Origin of the sequence: Microbacterium sp. MYb66 (genome assembly GCF_002979435.1) — a bacterium.
Classification (GTDB): domain Bacteria; phylum Actinomycetota; class Actinomycetes; order Actinomycetales; family Microbacteriaceae; genus Microbacterium.
In genome coordinates this window covers 216000-231703 of sequence record NZ_PCOV01000005.1, presented here as the reverse complement: position 1 = coordinate 231703, position 15704 = coordinate 216000, and the positions used below count along the sequence as shown (strand labels likewise).

Sequence of the window (15704 nt, the reverse complement as noted above, 5' to 3'; positions counted from 1 at the left end):
GCGAAGAGGGCCGGGCCCCTCTCGGGGACCCGGCCCTTCGCCTGCGGCTGCCGTCAGCTCGCGCGACGCAGCGCGACGGTGGGGAAGTCGATCGGCACATCCAGCGCGATGTTCACGTAGTTCGTGAACAGGTTCAGCGCGACCTGGCCAATGGCCTCCACGATCTGACCGTCCTCCCAGCCGTGCGCGCGAACGGCGTCGACGTCGGCCGAAGACACCTGACCGCGTTCGTCGACCAGCTTCAGGACGAAGGCGAGCAGGGCGGCGGTGCGCGGGTCATCCGACTCCCCACTCTGCGCTGCGGAGAGCTCGTCGCGGGAGAGACCGGCCTTCTTGCCGAGCGCGGTGTGCGCCGCGAGGCAGTAGCCGCACGAGTTGCGGTCGGCGACCGCGACGGCGATCTGCTCGCCGAGGGCCGGGCCGAGCACGCCGACCCCGTAGGCGCCGAACGCACCCCACATGCTGGTCAGTGCGGCGGGCGAGTTGGCGACGGCGCGGAACATCGCGGGGACGGCGCCGAAGGCCGCAGCGATCTGATCGAACTGCTCCTTCACGGCTCCGGTGGCGGTGTCACGGTCGATGAGAGGGACGTTGGGCACGGGATGCTCCTTCGATAGGCGATGAGACCGGGTCGGGCTCGCCTCCAGCCTCTCGAGAACCGGCGGACGATACGCACCAATACGTCTTGTATTCATGACCGATCGTCCAGATACTGGAGTCATGCCTCCGCTCGATCGCCTCACTCCGTTGCTCGAGCGCTTCCGCGTGCGCACGCGCCTGTTCCACAGCGGTCCCCTGTGCGGGACGACCACGTTCGCCGCGAGCACCGGACACGGCTTTCTGCACGTTCTGCGTCGGGGCGAGATGGAGGTGACGCACCGCCGGGCCGACGGCAGCACGGAGCGCGAGGTCATCACCCGGCCGAGCCTGCTCTTCTTCCCCCGCCCGATCGATCACGCCTTCCTCAACGCCCCGACCGATGAGTCGGACTTCGCGTGCGCGACACTGGACTTCGACGGCGGCGCCACCCACCCTCTGGTGCGCACGCTCCCCTCGGCCATCGTCATCCCCCTCGACGAGGTGTCGACTCTCGGGCCCGCTCTCGACCTCCTGTTCGCCGAGGTCGACAACGTCCGCTGCGGTCGCCCGCTGCTGGCCGACCGGATGTTCGAGGTCATCCTGATCCAGCTGCTGCGGTGGATGCTCGACCACTCCGACCGGCTCGCGCTGCCGCCGGGCCTCCTGCCCGGCCTGGCGGACGAACGGCTCGCACCGGCCCTGGTGGCGATCCACGAGGCGCCGGGAGATCCCTGGACACTCGACGCCCTGGCTCGCACGGCCGCACTGTCGCGGAGCGCCTTCGCGGCCCGGTTCAAGGAGGTGCTCGGACGCTCCCCCGGCGACTACCTCACGGAGTGGCGGCTCACGGTCGCCCAGGAGCAGCTGCGCGCCGGCAGGTCGGTGGGCTCCGTGGCGGCCGAGCTCGGCTACGCGAGCGCCTCGGCGTTCTCCCGCGTCTTCGCCCAGCGCCTCGGGAGCTCGCCGCGCGCCTGGCTGTCTCTGGCTGCCTGACGAGCGTCGCTCTCAGCCGCCCGCCGACAGCGCCGCCGTGAGGCCGCGGATCACGCGGTCGAGGTCGGCCGGGGTCAGCGAGGGGTGGACCGGGATCGAGAGCACCTCTCGCGCCGCCCGCTCGGTCTCGGGCAGCTCCGTGCTCGGAGCGTACTTCTGCAGCGAGGGGAGGCGGTGGTTCGGGATCGGGTAGTACACCCCGGCGCCGACGCCGTGCTCGTCGCGCAGCGCATCGCGCACCCGGTCCCGCTCGCCGTCCGCGATCCGCACCGTGTACTGGTGGTAGACGTGCTGGGCGCCCTCGGCCACCGCCGGGACGGTGAGACCGTCGATGCCGGCGAGCTCGGCATCCAGCCGTGCCGCATTCCGCTGCCGCCAGCGGGTCCACTCGCCGACCTTCCGCAGCTGCACGCGCCCCACTGCCGCGTGCACCTCGCTCATGCGGTTGTTGTATCCGACGATCTCGTTCGCGTACTGCGTTTCCATGCCCTGGTTGCGCAGCAGCCGGACGGTGCGGGCGATGCCCTCGTCCGCGCACGCGACGATGCCGCCTTCGATGGCCGTCATGTTCTTCGTGGGGTACAGGCTGAACATCCCGAACGCCCCGATGGTGCCGGCCGGACGCCCTCGCCAGGCGGCGCCGTGCGCCTGCGCGGCATCCTCGTAGATCGCCAGACCATGCTCGGCGGCCACCGCCTCGATGTCGTCGACGAGGAACGGATGCCCGTACAGATGCACCGGCATGATGCCCTTCGTCCGCGGGGTGATCGCGTCCCGCACCCCGGCGGGGTCGAGCGTGAAGTGCGCCGGCTCGATGTCGACGAAGACCGGGGTCGCGCCCGCGAGCACGACCGAGTTCGCGACCGCCGCGAACGTGAACGACGGGACGATCACCTCGTCGCCCGGGCCCACTCCCGCCGCGAGGAGGCCGAGGAGCTGACCGCTCGTGCCCGAGTTGACCGCGACCGCCGTGCGACCGGCGAGGAACTGCTCCGAGAACTCGCTCTCGAATGCGGCCACCTCCGGCCCCTGGGCGAGCATGCCGCTGCGCAGCACGCGTTCGACCGCGGCCACCTCCTCATCGCCGATGATCGGCTTGGCTGCGGGAATGAATGCGCTGTCCATGGCGGGATGCCCTTCGTCGGCGTCGGCTCGTCTGAGCCCGGTCTGAGGTGGAGGCAGGATTCGAACCTGCGTGCGCGGTCTTGCGGACCGCGACCTGGCCACTCGGTCACTCCACCGGGTCGGATGCGGTCAGCCGCCTGGTCCGGCGATGGCACCGGCGAGGTGATCGGCCAGGCGCTGCATCTCGGCATCGTCGAGATCGTGCACGGTCAGCCGCAGATGCTCCGCCGCGGTCGTGCCGCCGGGTTCGAGCGCGAACTCGCCGCCTGCGCGCACGAGCCAACCGAGGTGTGCCAGATCGCGGCCCACCCGGACGGCGTCGCCGCGCACATCCACCCACACGTTGAGTCCGCCGTCGCTCTGCGCCGTCAGGCCGCGATCGGCGAGCATCGTCACGAACGCCCGATTGCGGGCCGCATAGTGCGCCCCGGCATCGGCGATGAGCGCGAGTGTGCGCTCATCGCTCATCATCCCGGCGACGAGTCGCTGCATGACGTGGCTCACCCACATCGTCCCCGGACTGAGCCGCAGCGCCAGCCGTCCCGCGGTGACCGGATCGGATGCCGTCACCGCCAGGCGCATGTCGGGTCCGAGGAACTTCGACACCGAGCGGACCAGCGCCCACCGCTGCTGGGTCGGCGCGATGATGCTCGCGTACGGCGTCGGGGCGAGAAGCGAGAAGTGGTCGTCTTCGATCACCAGGAGGTGCGGGTGGTCGGCGAGGACCTCGCGGAGCTCCTGCGCGCGCGCCGGGCTGATGCTCACGCCGGTCGGGTTGTGCGCGCGGGGCGTGCAGACGATCGCTCGCACCCCGCTCTCGATGGCCGCCCGAAGACCCGAGGCGGTCATCCCCTCGCCGTCCACGGGAATCGCGACCGGCGTGTATCCGGCGAGGCGGGCGGTATGGATGCTGGAGAGGAAGCAGGGGTCTTCCAGGCCGACGCGATCGCCCTGCACGAGGGTCTGCGCGAGGAGACGCTCGACCGCGTCGACGGCTCCGGCCGTGACCGAGAGGCGGAAGGCGCGGGGGTGGTCCGCGGCGATCCACTGCGTCGCCCACTCGGCGAGGTCGGGGTCGATGACCGATTCCCCGTACAGCACATGCGCGGGCCGGACCGAGGCGAACGCCGGGGCGAGGTCGGGCAGGAGCGACGCATCCGGATTTCCGCTGGCGATGTCGCGCAGCACCGTGTCGGCGAACCCCTCGTCCGCGTTGTGCTGCGGACCGAGCACCGTCGTCCCGGTGCGACCGCCCGTCACCGCGATCCGTGCCGTGACCAGTGCGCGGTAGGCGGCGAGCACCGTGTTGCGGTTGACACCGAGGCTGTCGGCGAGGGCCCGGACGGACGGGAGGTGCTCACCGGGAGCGAATGCGCCGCGTTCCACGAGATCGCGCACGCTCTCGGATATCTCCGCAGCCGTCGTCCCCGTGATGCCATGCGGAACACCGTCGCGGTCGTCGCCCTGAGCCATGGCTCGACGCTAGGGCAGATTTTGACCTATGTCAAAGTCGCACCGAGGCGGGGAAGTGAGACCGACCATGTCACCGGGCCCCGGATGCCGCGGTCCGAGGACATGACGGAGCGGGGGTCGAATCCGCCGACCCCCGCTCCGCCGCACTCTCGCCGAGGCTGCCGCTAGGACGCGACGAGTACCGCCTGCGCCGCCTCGAGCCCGCTGGAATGCGCGCTCGCGACCGAGCTCTTGATCGCGCCGGCCCAGAAGAGGGTGTCCTTCGAGGGTCGGTAGATCGTGTCCTGATCGCGCTCCCCCGTCGCATACGCTCCGAGCGCGAACCTGTCGTCGCGCCAGTCGTAGTTCGACGCGGCGACGTAGTTCAACCCCTGGTCGCCGGCGAGCTTGCGCACTCCGGCGAGCGCGGCGTCGAACCGCTCCTTCTCCGAGAGCGCGAGCAGCTCCCGTGCGCGATCCCCGGTGTCCCAGGCCACGATGAGCTGACCGTCGTAGCCGGGCATGCCGGTGGACTCGTCCCAGAACTGGCACGGCCCCTCGTCGTGCTGGTTGACCATGTCGAAGCTCACCGGCCGCACCGGGTGGTCGAACTCGAGGATGGTCTTGTACGCGACCGTCTGCTCGACCGCATCGATGGCTGCCATGCGGTCGTCCTCGAGCGGCGGCGAGAAGGTGATCGACCGCTCCTGCAGCACTCCGATGGGCACCGTCACGACACAGGCATCCGCCTCGAACGTCTCGGTCCCCGCCTGCACGCTCACGCCGGAGCCCGAGTAGTCGATCGTCTCGATCGGTGTCTCCAGCCGCACCTCCACGCCTTCTCCCACGGCGTTCAGGATGTCGACGTACGGGGCGAGCAGCTTGTAGTCACCGGCGTACCCGTCGGGCTCGATCACCCCGGTCTTCGACACCGTCAGACAGGCGGTCAGCGTGTCGACGACGCCGTACGCCGGGTAGACGGCGAACTGCTCCGTGTCGACCTGGATCCCCAGGAGCGCGAGCGGATAGTTCGTCGGAGCGATGCCGAGGCGCTCCAGGTACTGCAGCGCCGACTCCTTCGCCGTCGGCTCCGGCAGCGGCACCGCGAGCGCGGGCGCGCCCTCGGGGAACGCGTAGAAGTCAGGGGTGTCCCAGCCGACCCAGGGCGTGCTCGGGCTGTAGCGGGAGAACTTGTTCTCGAACTTCCGCCCCTGGATGCCGAGCTTCTGCGCCCAGGCCCAGGTCTCGGTGTCCGGGCCGCCGTGACACAGAGAGGCGCCCCTCTCGTGCGGGATCGACAGCAGTGTGCGGTCGGTCCACATGCGTCCGCCCACGCGATCGCGAGCCTCGAGCACGACCACCTTCTTGCCGGCATCCATCAGCTCCCGCGCGGCCGCCATCCCGGCGGAGCCCGCTCCGATGACGATGACGTCGTAGGACCCTCCCCCGCTCCCCGCGGACGGCGTGGGCGATGCCTCGTCCGGCCCGCACCCGACGAGCATGATCGCACCCGCTCCGAGCATCCCGCCCAGCAATGCACGCCGTGAGAAGACGACGTCGCTCATGCGCTTTTCCATCAACGAACTCCTTTGATCGTGGAAGACCGAAACTGCTGTGTGCATGACTGCAGCCCCCTGCAGTCCCCCAGATCTGAGCGGGCGTCGCATCCGGCGACGCCCGCGTCCGCGTCAGCCGCGCTCGTCGACCTCCTTCCCGAGCCGCTGTGAGATCCACACCGGGATGAAGGACGCGACGATGACGACCGTCGCGACGACGTTGACGACGTTGGCCTCATTGGGCCGCGCCATCTGGTTCATGATCCACAGCGGCAGGGTGTCGACGCCCGGCGGAGCCGTGAAGATCGTCACGTACACCTCGTCGAAGCTGAGGGCGAAGGCGAGGATCGCGCCCGCGATGAGCGCGCTGCGGAACTGCGGGAGAGTCACCAGCAGGAACGTCTGCCAGGGGCTCGCCCCGAGGTCTTTCGAGGCCTCCTCGATGCCGGGGTTCATCCGCCGGAGCCGGGCGAGCACGTTGTTGAACACCATGACGATGCAGAAGGTGCCGTGCGCGATGATCATGCCGTAGAACCCGACCTGGATGCCGATGGGCTCGAGCAGCTGGTTGTACGTGTTGTTCAGCGCGACACCCGTGACGATGCCGGGAAGGGCGATCGGCAGCACGACCAGAAGGTTCACGGCACGCTGGCCGAAGAACGAATACCGCTGCAGTGCGAAGGCCACGAGCGTGCCGAGGATGACGGCGATCACGGTGGCACCGGAGGCGACGAGCACCGAGTTCAGGAGGGCTGCACGCACCGGCTCGCTCGTGAAGGCCTTGCCCCACCATTCGAGCGAGAACCCGGCGACCGGCCAGCTCACGATGCGGGCGGAGTTGAACGAGTTGAGCACGACCAGCGCGAGCGGGATGTACATGAACGCGAGCACGATCGCGACGATGACCCCGAGGACGACCTTGGAGGTGCGGGACAGTCTCAGCATGCGCGACTCACATCCTTTCCAGAGCACCGGTGCGCTGCACGCTCACCAGGTAGATCACGACGAACGCGATGGGGACCAGCGAGTACGCGGCCGCCAGTGGCGGGTTCAGGTTGATGTTCGACGCGATCACGCTGCCGATCATCTGCGTGTCGCCGCCGACGAATCGGGCGACCAGGTAGTCGCCGAGACTCAGCGAGAACGTGAACACGGAACCGGCGATCAGAGCCGGTTTGATGAGCGGGAGCACGACCGCCACGATCGTGCGCCAGGATCCGGCGCCGAGATCGGCGGAGGCGTCGAAGAGGTTCGGCGGCACCTGGCGGATCGCGGTGTAGACGGGCACCGCCATGTACGGCAGCCAGAGGTACGTGAGGGTGAGCACGACGGTCAGGATGCTGAAGCCGGGGCCGGAGAGCCCGAGGGGTGCGAGCAGCCAGTTCGCGAAGCCCTGCTCGGTGAACGTGATCCGCATCGCGAGCACCTTCACCAGGTATCCGGCCCACAGCGGCAGGGTGATCGAGACCGCGAGCAGCGCCCGCAGCCACGGCGAGGCGACCTTCGCCATGAAGATGCCGAGGGGGACGGAGATGAGGATGGCGAGCACCGTCACGGCGAGCGCGATCCCGAGGGTGCGCAACGACGTCGACAGGTACGCGGGGTTGACGAAGAGCTGCTCGAAGTTGCGCAGCGTGAACCCGGGCTTCACCTTCGAGGTGAAGGGATCGGTGATCCAGAAGGCGGTCACGAGGAGCATGACCAGCGAGAAGATGTAGATCCCGATGAGCCAGGTCATCGGAAGGGCCAGGAGCCCGGCGATCCGGAGGCGGCGCTTCATGTCGATCCCGTTCGTGGTTGCGGAAGATCTGCGGGGGCGAGGGGGCGGGCCGCGAGACCCGCCCCCTCGTCACGGGTCAGCCCTTGACGGAGAGCCAGGCGTCCGTCCACTGCTGGAAGTTGGTGCAGGTGACGTCCGTGCGGCCGTCGATGCACTGCTCGATCGGAGTCGTCCAGAACCACACGTTCTTGAAGTACTCCTCGTCCGTGGCGTTGAAGTAGTCGCAGTGCGCCTTCGCCTCGTCGCCGGTCTCGCAGAACGCGGCGTTCGCCGGTGCCATGCCGAAGTTCATCGCGATCGCGCCGTTCACCTCGGGCGAGGACGAGTAGTCCATCCACGCGTACGCGCAGTTCGGGTTCTTCGACTCCGTCGCCAGCATCCAGGCGTCCGACCAGCCGGTCGAGCCCTCCTCGGGCAGCACGCTCTTGAACTTGTCGTCCTCGGTGAGCTTGCGCAGCACCTCCCACGAGGTTCCGAGCACCGTGGTGCCGCCCGCGAACGAGGTGATCTGCGCGGCGGGGTCGGACCAGTACTCGGAGACGATGTCGTTCTGCTGCTTGAGCAGGTCGATCGCGGCATCCAGCTGCTCCTGGTCGAGCGCGTACGGGTTGGTGATGCCGAGGTCGGGCTCGTGCGCCATCAGGTACACCGCGGCGTCGGCGATGTAGATCGGGGCGTCGTAGGCGATGACCTTGCCGGCGTACGGGCTGTCCTTCTCCCAGGCGATGTCCCAGCTGGTGGGCTCCTCGGTGACGACCTCGCTGTTGTACTGGAGGATGTTCGCGCCGCGACCGATCGGGATGCCGTAGGACTTGCCGTTGATCGTGTCGTAGATCTGCCCCTTCATGCCCTCGACGATGTCGTCGCCGAAGTTCGGGATGAGCTCGAGGTTGAGCGGCTGCACGTCGCCACCTGCGATCAGGCGCAGGCTCGCGTCGCCCGAGGCCGAGACCAGGTCGTAGTCGCCGGTCCGCATGAGCTGGACCATCTCGTCGCTGGTGCCGGCGACGCGGCGGTTCACGACGCAGCCGGTCTCTTCGGTGAAGGCATCGCTCCAGTCGGCCTCGACGAACCCGCTCCAGGCGACGATGTTGACCTCGCCCTCGTAGTCGCCGAGCGTCTCCTGCATCGCGATGTCGGGGACGTCGATCTGGAGGCCGCCGGAACCTTCCGACGTCGTCTCTCCTCCGGCGGAACAGCCGGACAGGGCGAGGGCGGCGACGGCCGCCATCGCCGAGGTCGCCAGGATCTTCTTACGCATGGATCGCTCCTTCGTGATCGGTGCTGCAGGTGTGCATGGGTGTTGCGGTGTTTCAGGGAAGCCGAGCCGCGTGGTCGGGTGACCAGACGGCACGGACGTGGTGTCCTCGGCCGAGATCGCCGTCGGCGAAGTGGCGGGCGTTCGGGCGCTCGGCGATGAGGTCGATGCCCGCCTCGGTCGAGATCAGGTAGCGGGTCGCCGGTCCGGTGTAGACGACTTCGGTGATCGTTCCGGAGAGGCCGACCTCGCCGTCGGCGAGCGCAGCATCCGGGCCCGCCAGGCGCATCCGCTCCGGACGCACGCTCATCGTCCGCCGATCGCCGGTCAGGCTCTCGGCGAGCTCGCCGCCGATCAGGTTCGACAGGCCGAGGAAGCGTGCGACGAACTCCGTCTGCGGACGCTCGTACACGTCGCGCGCGGTGCCGACCTGCTCGATCCGGCCGCCGTTGAACACGGCGACGCGGTCGCTCAGCGTGAGTGCCTCCTCCTGGTCATGGGTGACGAAGATGAAGGTGATGCCGACCTCGCGCTGAATCTGCTTGAGCTCGATCTGCATCTGCTCGCGGAGCTGCTTGTCGAGCGCTCCGAGCGGCTCGTCGAGCAGGAGCACCTGGGGGCGCAGGATGAGCGCGCGGGCCAGGGCGATGCGCTGGCGCTGGCCACCCGACAACTGGTGCGGCAGGCGGTCGGCGACGTGATCGAGCCGCACCTGCTCCAGCGAGGCCTGCACCCGCGCGGCGCGGGCGCTCTTGCCCTCGCCGCGGACGCGGAGTCCGTAGCCGACGTTGTCGGCGATGGTCAGGTGCGGGAAGAGCGCGTAATCCTGGAAGACGGTGTTCACCGGTCGGGCGTGCGGCGGCGTGCGGGTCACGTCGACCCCGGAGAGTCGGATGGTGCCGCCGGTGGCGTCTTCGAAGCCCGCGATCATGCGGAGCACCGTCGTCTTGCCCGAACCCGACGGTCCGAGCATCGACAGGAACTCCCCCGAGGCGACCTCGAGGTCGAGGTCGCGGACGGCGGTGAACTCGCCGAACGACTTGGTGACCCCGCTCAGGGTCACCGTCCCGTCGGGGCGGGTCGCCTCGGGGGCTGCGGGTGCTGCGGGTGCCGTGGCGATCATCTCGCGCTCCTCGGAACATCGTCGAACTCGGAAGATCTCCAAAACATATAAACCCAGAGGTAATATGTCAACAGCGGATTTCTTGGGTATGGTGAGCGAGGAGGGGAGAATCGCACCATGGGATCGAGCGCGACGACGCACACGCACACCACGGCGAAGAGCTCCTCCGAGCCCGATGAGCACCAGCATCCGCACCGCCTGCAGGGATCTCTGTTCCAGCCGATCGGCGACGAGGGGCGCGCGGAGCTCGTCGAGCGCCGACTGGTCGACGCGATCACCCGCGGGCACCTCAGCGCCGGCGAGCGCCTCCCCTCCGAAGCCGACCTCGGAAAGAGCCTCGGCGTCGCCCCGGTGACCGTGCGCGAAGCCCTTCTCGCGCTGCGCGGTCGCGGCCTCGTCGTCACGCGGCGCGGCCGCAACGGCGGCAGTTTCGTCGCCGAGCACGCCGACCCGCTGACGTTCGCCCGGGAGGCCGTGCGCGGCACGTCCCGCCTCGCACTGCGCGATCTCGGTGCGCACTACGCCGCCATCACCGGCGCCTGCGTGCGGCTCGCGGCGCGTCGCGCCGACCCCAGCGAGACGCAGCAGGTGCGCCGTCGGCTGGAGCGGATCGAGGAGCTCGACGGCGAGCAGCAGCGGCGTCTGCTCGATGACGTGCAGATCGAGATCGTGGCGCTGAGCCAGTCGGCGCGACTGACGAGGGAGCAGATGAAGCTCCAGGCCGAGCTCTCGCCGTACCTGCGTCTGGTCGCGCACGAGACCGAGAATCTGCGACGCCAGGCCGCGCACCTCACCGCCGTCATCGACGCCGTCGAGGCCGGCGATCCGGATGCCGCGGGGGCGAGGACCGAACTCATGGCCGCCGAGACCATCGACGCTCTGATCCGCCTTCAGGCGACCACCGGCTAGACCCACAGAACCCGCATCGACGTGCACAGGAGGACGCGATGAACACAGCAACCGACACCGCCATCCAGGCAGCAGCCTCGATCGTGGAGGACTACTTCTCCGCGCCCGTACGCGCACTCGTCGACTGGGTGGAGCCGTTCGCCGCCCAGGCGTCCGAGGCGAAGTCCTCCGGCCCGCTCACGCGCTCGAAGGTCGATGCGCTCGTGAAGCCCCACGCCCTGGCCACGCTCGGTCTCCGCGGCGTTCCCGTCTACGGCGCCGGGTTCATCGCCGCGATCGACCTGCTCTCCGACGCCCACGGGCACCTCTCCTGGTGGCAGGGGGAGGACCGCCGGCAGCTCGTCCTGGCCTCGCAGTCGGTCAACAAGGAGAACATCGACTACAGCGCGCTCGAGTGGTACCGGGTGCCGATGGCCACCGGTGAGCCGCACGTCGCCGGTCCCTACGTCGACTACCTCTGCAGCGACGAGTACACGATCACGATCGCCGTGCCCGCCGAGGTGGACGGGCTGCGGATCGGCGTCGCCGGACTCGACCTGCTCGTCGCCGCCGTCGAGCGGGATCTGACTCCTCGGTTCGCCGCCCTGGGGCGCGAGGTCACCTTGACCAACGGCGTCGGCCGGGTCGTCGTGTCGACCGACCCCCGCTGGGCGACCGGCGATTCGGTGCGCGGCAGCGGTCTCGCCGACCTCCCCCGCGTCGCCTGCGAGGGCGTCGCGCTCGACGTCATCGTCGACCCGTCCTGAGGATCGCTACCCGAGGATCCCGGACAGGAACGACGCCTGCCGCTCCCACTGCACGCCGAGTCCGCCCTCGTGTCCGTTGAAGGCGTACTCCTCGATGTCGGCCGTGCCCGCCCAGGTGTTCCGGGCCGCGTACACGGTGGACGGAGGGCAGACCTGATCGAGGAGAGCCACCGAGAACAGAGCGGGCGCCGTCGCGCGCTTCGCGAAGTTCACGCCGTCGAAGTACGAGAGCGTGTCGAAGACGGCCGCTGCATCGCCGCGCCGCACCGAGAGGTAGCGCACGATCTCCTGATACGGATCACGCTCGGTCATCCCGACCGCGCGCCCGAAGTGGCACAGGAACGGCACATCCGGCATCGCGGCCGTCAGGCCGCCGACCAATCCGGCGACCGCGATGGCGATGCCGCCGCCCTGACTCGCGCCGGTCACCGCCACCCGGTCCGGATCGATCCCCTCGAGGGTGCGCACGGCATCGACGGCGAGCGCGCCGTCGGTGAAGACGCGGCGGTAGTAGTACTCGGCGGGGTTCAGGATGCCGCGGGTCATGAACCCGGGCGATGACGGTCCTGCGCCGTGGGGATCGGGAGTGTCACCACCCGTGCCCCACCCCGCGCCCTGCCCGCGGGTGTCCATGAACAGATGCGCGAATCCGGATGCCGCCCAGGCGAGCCGCTCGTGCGGGAGTCCCCTCCCGCCGCCGTAGCCGTTGTATTCGACGACCGCGGGAAGAGGCCCACGGGCACCCGCCGGCCGCGTCAGCCAGGCGCGGACGGGGTCGCCGTCGAAGCCGGAGAAGGTCACGTCGTGCACCTCCACCGCGCGCAGCGGCGACTCCACCCGCCGCAGCCGTACCGGCTGGGCCCGCTCGCGCGACTCCCGCAGCGTGGCGGACCAGAAGTCGTCGAAGTCATCGGGTTCGACGACCTCGGGCCGGTATACGCGCAGCTCTTCAGGGCTCAGATCGAAGCGAGGCATGACAGCATCCTTCCAGGCCGGACCTCAGCCCTTGAGCCCGGTGTTCGCCAGCCCCTGCACGAACTGCTTCTGGGCGACGAGGAACACCAGCAGCACCGGCACGACCGTGAGCGTCGTCGCAGCGAGCTGCACGTTCCACATCGGCCCGCCGTAGGCGTCGACGTACTGGGTCAGCGCCTGCGGCAGCGTGAACATGTCCTTGCTCGAGAGGTAGACGATCGGCTCCAGGTACAGGTTCCACGACTTCAGGAAGGTGAAGATCGCGACGGCGGCCAGCGCGGAGCGCGAGAGCGGGAACGCGATGCGCCAGAAGATGCCCCAGCGTCCGAGCCCGTCCATCCGGCCGGCCTCCTCGAGCTCGCCGGGGAGCCCGAGGAAGAACTGCCGCATGATGAACACCGCGAGCACCGCGGGCGCTCCGAAGATCGGCACGACGATGAGCGGCCAGTGCGTGTCGATGAGTCCGAGCCCGTTCACGAAGCGGAACAGCGGCACGATCGTCACCTCGCTGGGGACCAGCAGTCCGACCAGCACGACGAGGAACAGCGCGTTGGCGCCGGGGAAGCGGATCCTCGCGAACGCGTATCCGGCCATCGCCGCCACCAGCATCGTGCCCACCGTGACGAGAGCCGCGATGTAGAGGCTGTTCCAGTACTGCTGGGCGAACGGCTGCAGACGGAAGACCTCGCCGTAGGCGGAGACGGTCGGATCCTGCGGCCACAGCGTCGGCACCTTCTGCAGGATCTCGCTCATCGGCTTGAAGCTGCTGGTGACCATCCACAGGGTGGGGAACACGAACGGGATGCTCAGCACCGCCATGAGGGCGATCAGCCCGGCACCGATCCAGCGGCGCTTGGTCTTCGCCCCGCTCGGGCGGATCCGGCGTGCGTCGCCACCGGTGACGACGGCACGCGTGGTGACGTCGGCGGTCGGCACGCGGTCGTCGATGTCAGTTCTCATGGAACACCCACCTCCTCCTGGTCTGCCACTGGATGAGGGTCAGCACCAGGACGATGAAGAACAGCAGCACCGCGATCGCACTCGCGTAGCCGAAGTCGTTGAAACGGAAGGCCTGCTGATACAGGTAGTACACGAGCACGGTCGTCGAATTGCCGGGGCCGCCGCCGGTGAGGACGGCGATCTGGGCGAAGACCTCGAGCGAGCCGACGATGGTGAGGATCATCACGAGCAGGATCGTGGGGCTGATCATCGGCATCGTGATCGAGCGGAACCGCCGCCACGCGCCGGCACCGTCGATGCGGGCGGCCTCGCTGATCTCCTCCGGCACCGCCTGGAGCGCGGCGAGGAAGAGGATCATGTTGAGACCGACGTTCTTGAACACCTGCACGACGATCACCGCGATCATGGCGGTGACGTCTCCACGGAGCCAGTTCGGTCCCTCGATGCCGAGCAGGGAGAGGAAGCCGTTGATCCCGCCGTCCGCCTGCAGGAGGAAGCTCCACACGATGGTCCAGGCGACGAGCGAGACGACCACGGGCGAGAAGAAGAAGGTGCGGAACGTCGTGGTGCCGGGGAGCTTCTGGTTGAGCAGCACGGCGAGGAACAGCGCGAGGGTGATGTTCAGCACGACGAGCCCGATCGAGAACCACAGGCTCACCAGCAGGGAGTTGTGCAGGCCGGGGTCGGTCAGCATCCGCTCGTAGTTGTCGGCGCCGGCGAACACGAAGGTGTTGGCCAGCACGTTCCAGTCGTGCAGCGAGAACCAGACGACGGCGACGAGCGGCGCGATCACGAAGGCGAGTGAACCGAGCACCACCGGCGCGACCATCGTGTAGCCGACGATCCAGTCACGGCGGGCCACCGCGGAGCGGCGAGGACGGAGTCCCCTCCGCTCCGCGGTGTCGACCGCCTGGAGGGCGGATGCGGTCATCCGATCAGCCCTCCAGCAGCGGTGCGATCGCTTCGCAGGTCGAGGTGAGCACCGCTTCGACATCGGCGTCGGCGACCCAGAGGGCGTCGAGCTCGGCACGCACCGCATCCTGCAGCTTCGCGAAGTTGACGTGCGCCGGCTTGGTGATCGCGTCCTGGATCCCCTCGACCACGACGGCCTGCAGCTGCTCCTCGCTCAGTCGCGGGTTCGCCGCTGCGAGGGTCTCGGCGTTCAGCAGCGACTCCCGGGGCGGCGGGAAGTACGTCGCGAGCTTCTCCGCGTTCTCCGGGTTGGTGAAGTAGGCGAGGAAGTCGGCGGCGACCTCCGGATGCTTCGCGTTGGCGAACACCCCGATGCCGGCCTGGCCGATCACGTTCTGCTGGCTCTCAGGACCGGCCGGAAGAGGCACGATGTCCCACGCGAACGAGTCGTCGAGCGCCGAGGCGCGGCTGATCTGCGTGATCGTCATCGCGGCGTCCCCGGCGAAGAAGTCGGCCGTCACACCCGGGCCGGGCATGGCCTTGTCGACGAACGCGGCGTCGTGGATCCAGGTGAGCGCGTCGACCATCTCAGGGTCGGTCAGCGTGCATTCGCTGCCGTCCGCGCTCCAGGGTGCTGCACCCCAGCCGCCCCAGATGCTGGCCAGGTTCTCCCAGACGCGGTAGTCGAAGTCGCGCACCACGAGGCCCTGCTTGCCGGACGACTGCGCGGCCGCAGCCGAGATGTCCCGCGCGGCGTCGTAGGTCCAGTCGCCGGATGCGACCAGATCGGCCGGGTTCGGCTGGCCGGCGGCTGCCACCTGGTCGGTGTTCACGAACATCGCGAAGGGGCTGTTCGAGAACGGGTAGGCATAGAGCCGATCGTCCTGCTGCCACAGTGCGAGGGACGACTCCACCAGGTCGTCGTAGTCGTAGCCCTCGGTGTCCTTCAGCGTGTCGGTGATGTCGGCCAGCGCGCCCGACGAGACGAACTCCGGCGCGTAGCTCTCCAGGATCCAGCCGAGATCGGGGGCGTTGCCGCCGGCGAGCTGGGTGGTGAGGGTGGTGGTGTAGTCCTCGAACGGGATCGGCTCGAAGGAGACCTCCGAGACGAGCTCCGGGTTGTCGGCGACGTAGGCGTCGGCGATCTCCTGGAACATCGCCAGCTGGGTCTCGTCGGCCGTCCAGACGGTCATCCGCAGAGCCACGGGCTCGTCGGGGGTCTCTGCGGCGTCAGGGCTGCCGCTGCATCCGGCGAGGACGAGGGCGGTGGCGGCGATGCCGCCGCCCAGGGCCATCGCGGTGCGCGCGCGGCGCTTCATGTGGGGGGTCATGCTCA

15 protein-coding genes and 1 tRNA gene are annotated in these 15704 nt (G+C 69.1%); 3 read left to right on the top strand and 13 right to left on the bottom strand.

The features are described from left to right. Nucleotides 1-53: 53 nt before the first annotated feature. Complete coding sequence (locus CQ045_RS12520; protein WP_105724154.1) at nt 54-599, bottom strand: carboxymuconolactone decarboxylase family protein; 546 nt, start codon at nt 597-599, stop codon at nt 54-56. A 121-nt stretch (nt 600-720) separates the two neighbouring features. Here CQ045_RS12520 and CQ045_RS12515 point away from each other — a divergent pair, with 121 nt between their 5' ends. After that, a complete protein-coding gene (locus CQ045_RS12515; protein WP_105724152.1) occupies nt 721-1572 on the top strand; it encodes an AraC family transcriptional regulator in 852 nt (283 codons plus the stop codon). 12 nt (nt 1573-1584) lie between these two features. On the opposite strand, the gene CQ045_RS12510 is transcribed toward CQ045_RS12515, so the two are convergent. From CQ045_RS12510 to CQ045_RS12475, 8 genes are all read right to left on the bottom strand, one after another. Further along, nucleotides 1585-2697, bottom strand: a complete 1113-nt coding sequence (locus CQ045_RS12510; protein ID WP_105724150.1) for a DegT/DnrJ/EryC1/StrS aminotransferase family protein — start codon at nt 2695-2697, stop codon at nt 1585-1587. Nucleotides 2698-2742: 45 nt separating this feature from the next. Next, nucleotides 2743-2813, bottom strand: a tRNA-Cys gene (locus tag CQ045_RS12505). 13 nt (nt 2814-2826) lie between these two features. After that, nucleotides 2827-4170, bottom strand: a complete 1344-nt coding sequence (locus CQ045_RS12500) for an aminotransferase class I/II-fold pyridoxal phosphate-dependent enzyme (protein ID WP_105724148.1) — start codon at nt 4168-4170, stop codon at nt 2827-2829. Between the two features lie 164 nt (nt 4171-4334). After that, nucleotides 4335-5726, bottom strand: coding sequence for an NAD(P)/FAD-dependent oxidoreductase (locus CQ045_RS12495; RefSeq protein ID WP_105724146.1), 1392 nt, complete (start codon nt 5724-5726; stop codon nt 4335-4337). Nucleotides 5727-5837: 111 nt separating this feature from the next. Then, nucleotides 5838-6650, bottom strand: coding sequence for an ABC transporter permease (locus CQ045_RS12490; RefSeq protein WP_105724144.1), 813 nt, complete (start codon nt 6648-6650; stop codon nt 5838-5840). Nucleotides 6651-6657: 7 nt separating this feature from the next. Next, nucleotides 6658-7485 (bottom strand): ABC transporter permease, encoded by an 828-nt coding sequence (locus CQ045_RS12485; protein ID WP_105724142.1) that lies wholly within the window; start codon nt 7483-7485, stop codon nt 6658-6660. 76 nt (nt 7486-7561) lie between these two features. Continuing rightward, nucleotides 7562-8746 (bottom strand): extracellular solute-binding protein, encoded by a 1185-nt coding sequence (locus tag CQ045_RS12480; protein WP_105724140.1) that lies wholly within the window; start codon nt 8744-8746, stop codon nt 7562-7564. Nucleotides 8747-8798: 52 nt separating this feature from the next. After that, nucleotides 8799-9866 carry an ABC transporter ATP-binding protein gene (locus CQ045_RS12475; protein WP_105724138.1) on the bottom strand — a complete coding sequence of 356 codons (1068 nt, stop codon included), beginning with the start codon at nt 9864-9866 and terminating at the stop codon, nt 8799-8801. A gap of 117 nt (nt 9867-9983) precedes the next feature. Here CQ045_RS12475 and CQ045_RS12470 point away from each other — a divergent pair, with 117 nt between their 5' ends. Beyond that, the gene (locus CQ045_RS12470) at nt 9984-10775 is read left to right on the top strand and encodes a FadR/GntR family transcriptional regulator (protein ID WP_105724136.1); all 792 of its coding nucleotides are present in this window, start codon (nt 9984-9986) and stop codon (nt 10773-10775) included. Between the two features lie 38 nt (nt 10776-10813). Then, entirely contained in the window at nt 10814-11521 is a 708-nt protein-coding gene (locus CQ045_RS12465; protein ID WP_105724134.1) for a cache domain-containing protein, read from the top strand. A 6-nt stretch (nt 11522-11527) separates the two neighbouring features. Here the strand turns inward: CQ045_RS12465 and CQ045_RS12460 are convergent, their stop codons facing one another. From CQ045_RS12460 to CQ045_RS12445, 4 genes are read right to left on the bottom strand one after another with little or no spacing between them, the layout of a single operon-like run. After that, nucleotides 11528-12496, bottom strand: a complete 969-nt coding sequence (locus CQ045_RS12460) for an acetylxylan esterase (protein ID WP_105724133.1) — start codon at nt 12494-12496, stop codon at nt 11528-11530. A gap of 24 nt (nt 12497-12520) precedes the next feature. Next, nucleotides 12521-13456 carry a carbohydrate ABC transporter permease gene (locus tag CQ045_RS12455; RefSeq protein ID WP_105724131.1) on the bottom strand — a complete coding sequence of 312 codons (936 nt, stop codon included), beginning with the start codon at nt 13454-13456 and terminating at the stop codon, nt 12521-12523. Then, a complete protein-coding gene (locus tag CQ045_RS12450; RefSeq protein WP_105724129.1) occupies nt 13446-14387 on the bottom strand; it encodes a carbohydrate ABC transporter permease in 942 nt (313 codons plus the stop codon). Before CQ045_RS12450 ends, CQ045_RS12455 begins: the two co-directional genes overlap by 11 nt. Nucleotides 14388-14391: 4 nt before the next feature. Further along, nucleotides 14392-15699, bottom strand: coding sequence for a sugar ABC transporter substrate-binding protein (locus CQ045_RS12445; RefSeq protein WP_105724127.1), 1308 nt, complete (start codon nt 15697-15699; stop codon nt 14392-14394). Between the last annotated feature and the right edge of the window lie 5 nt (nt 15700-15704).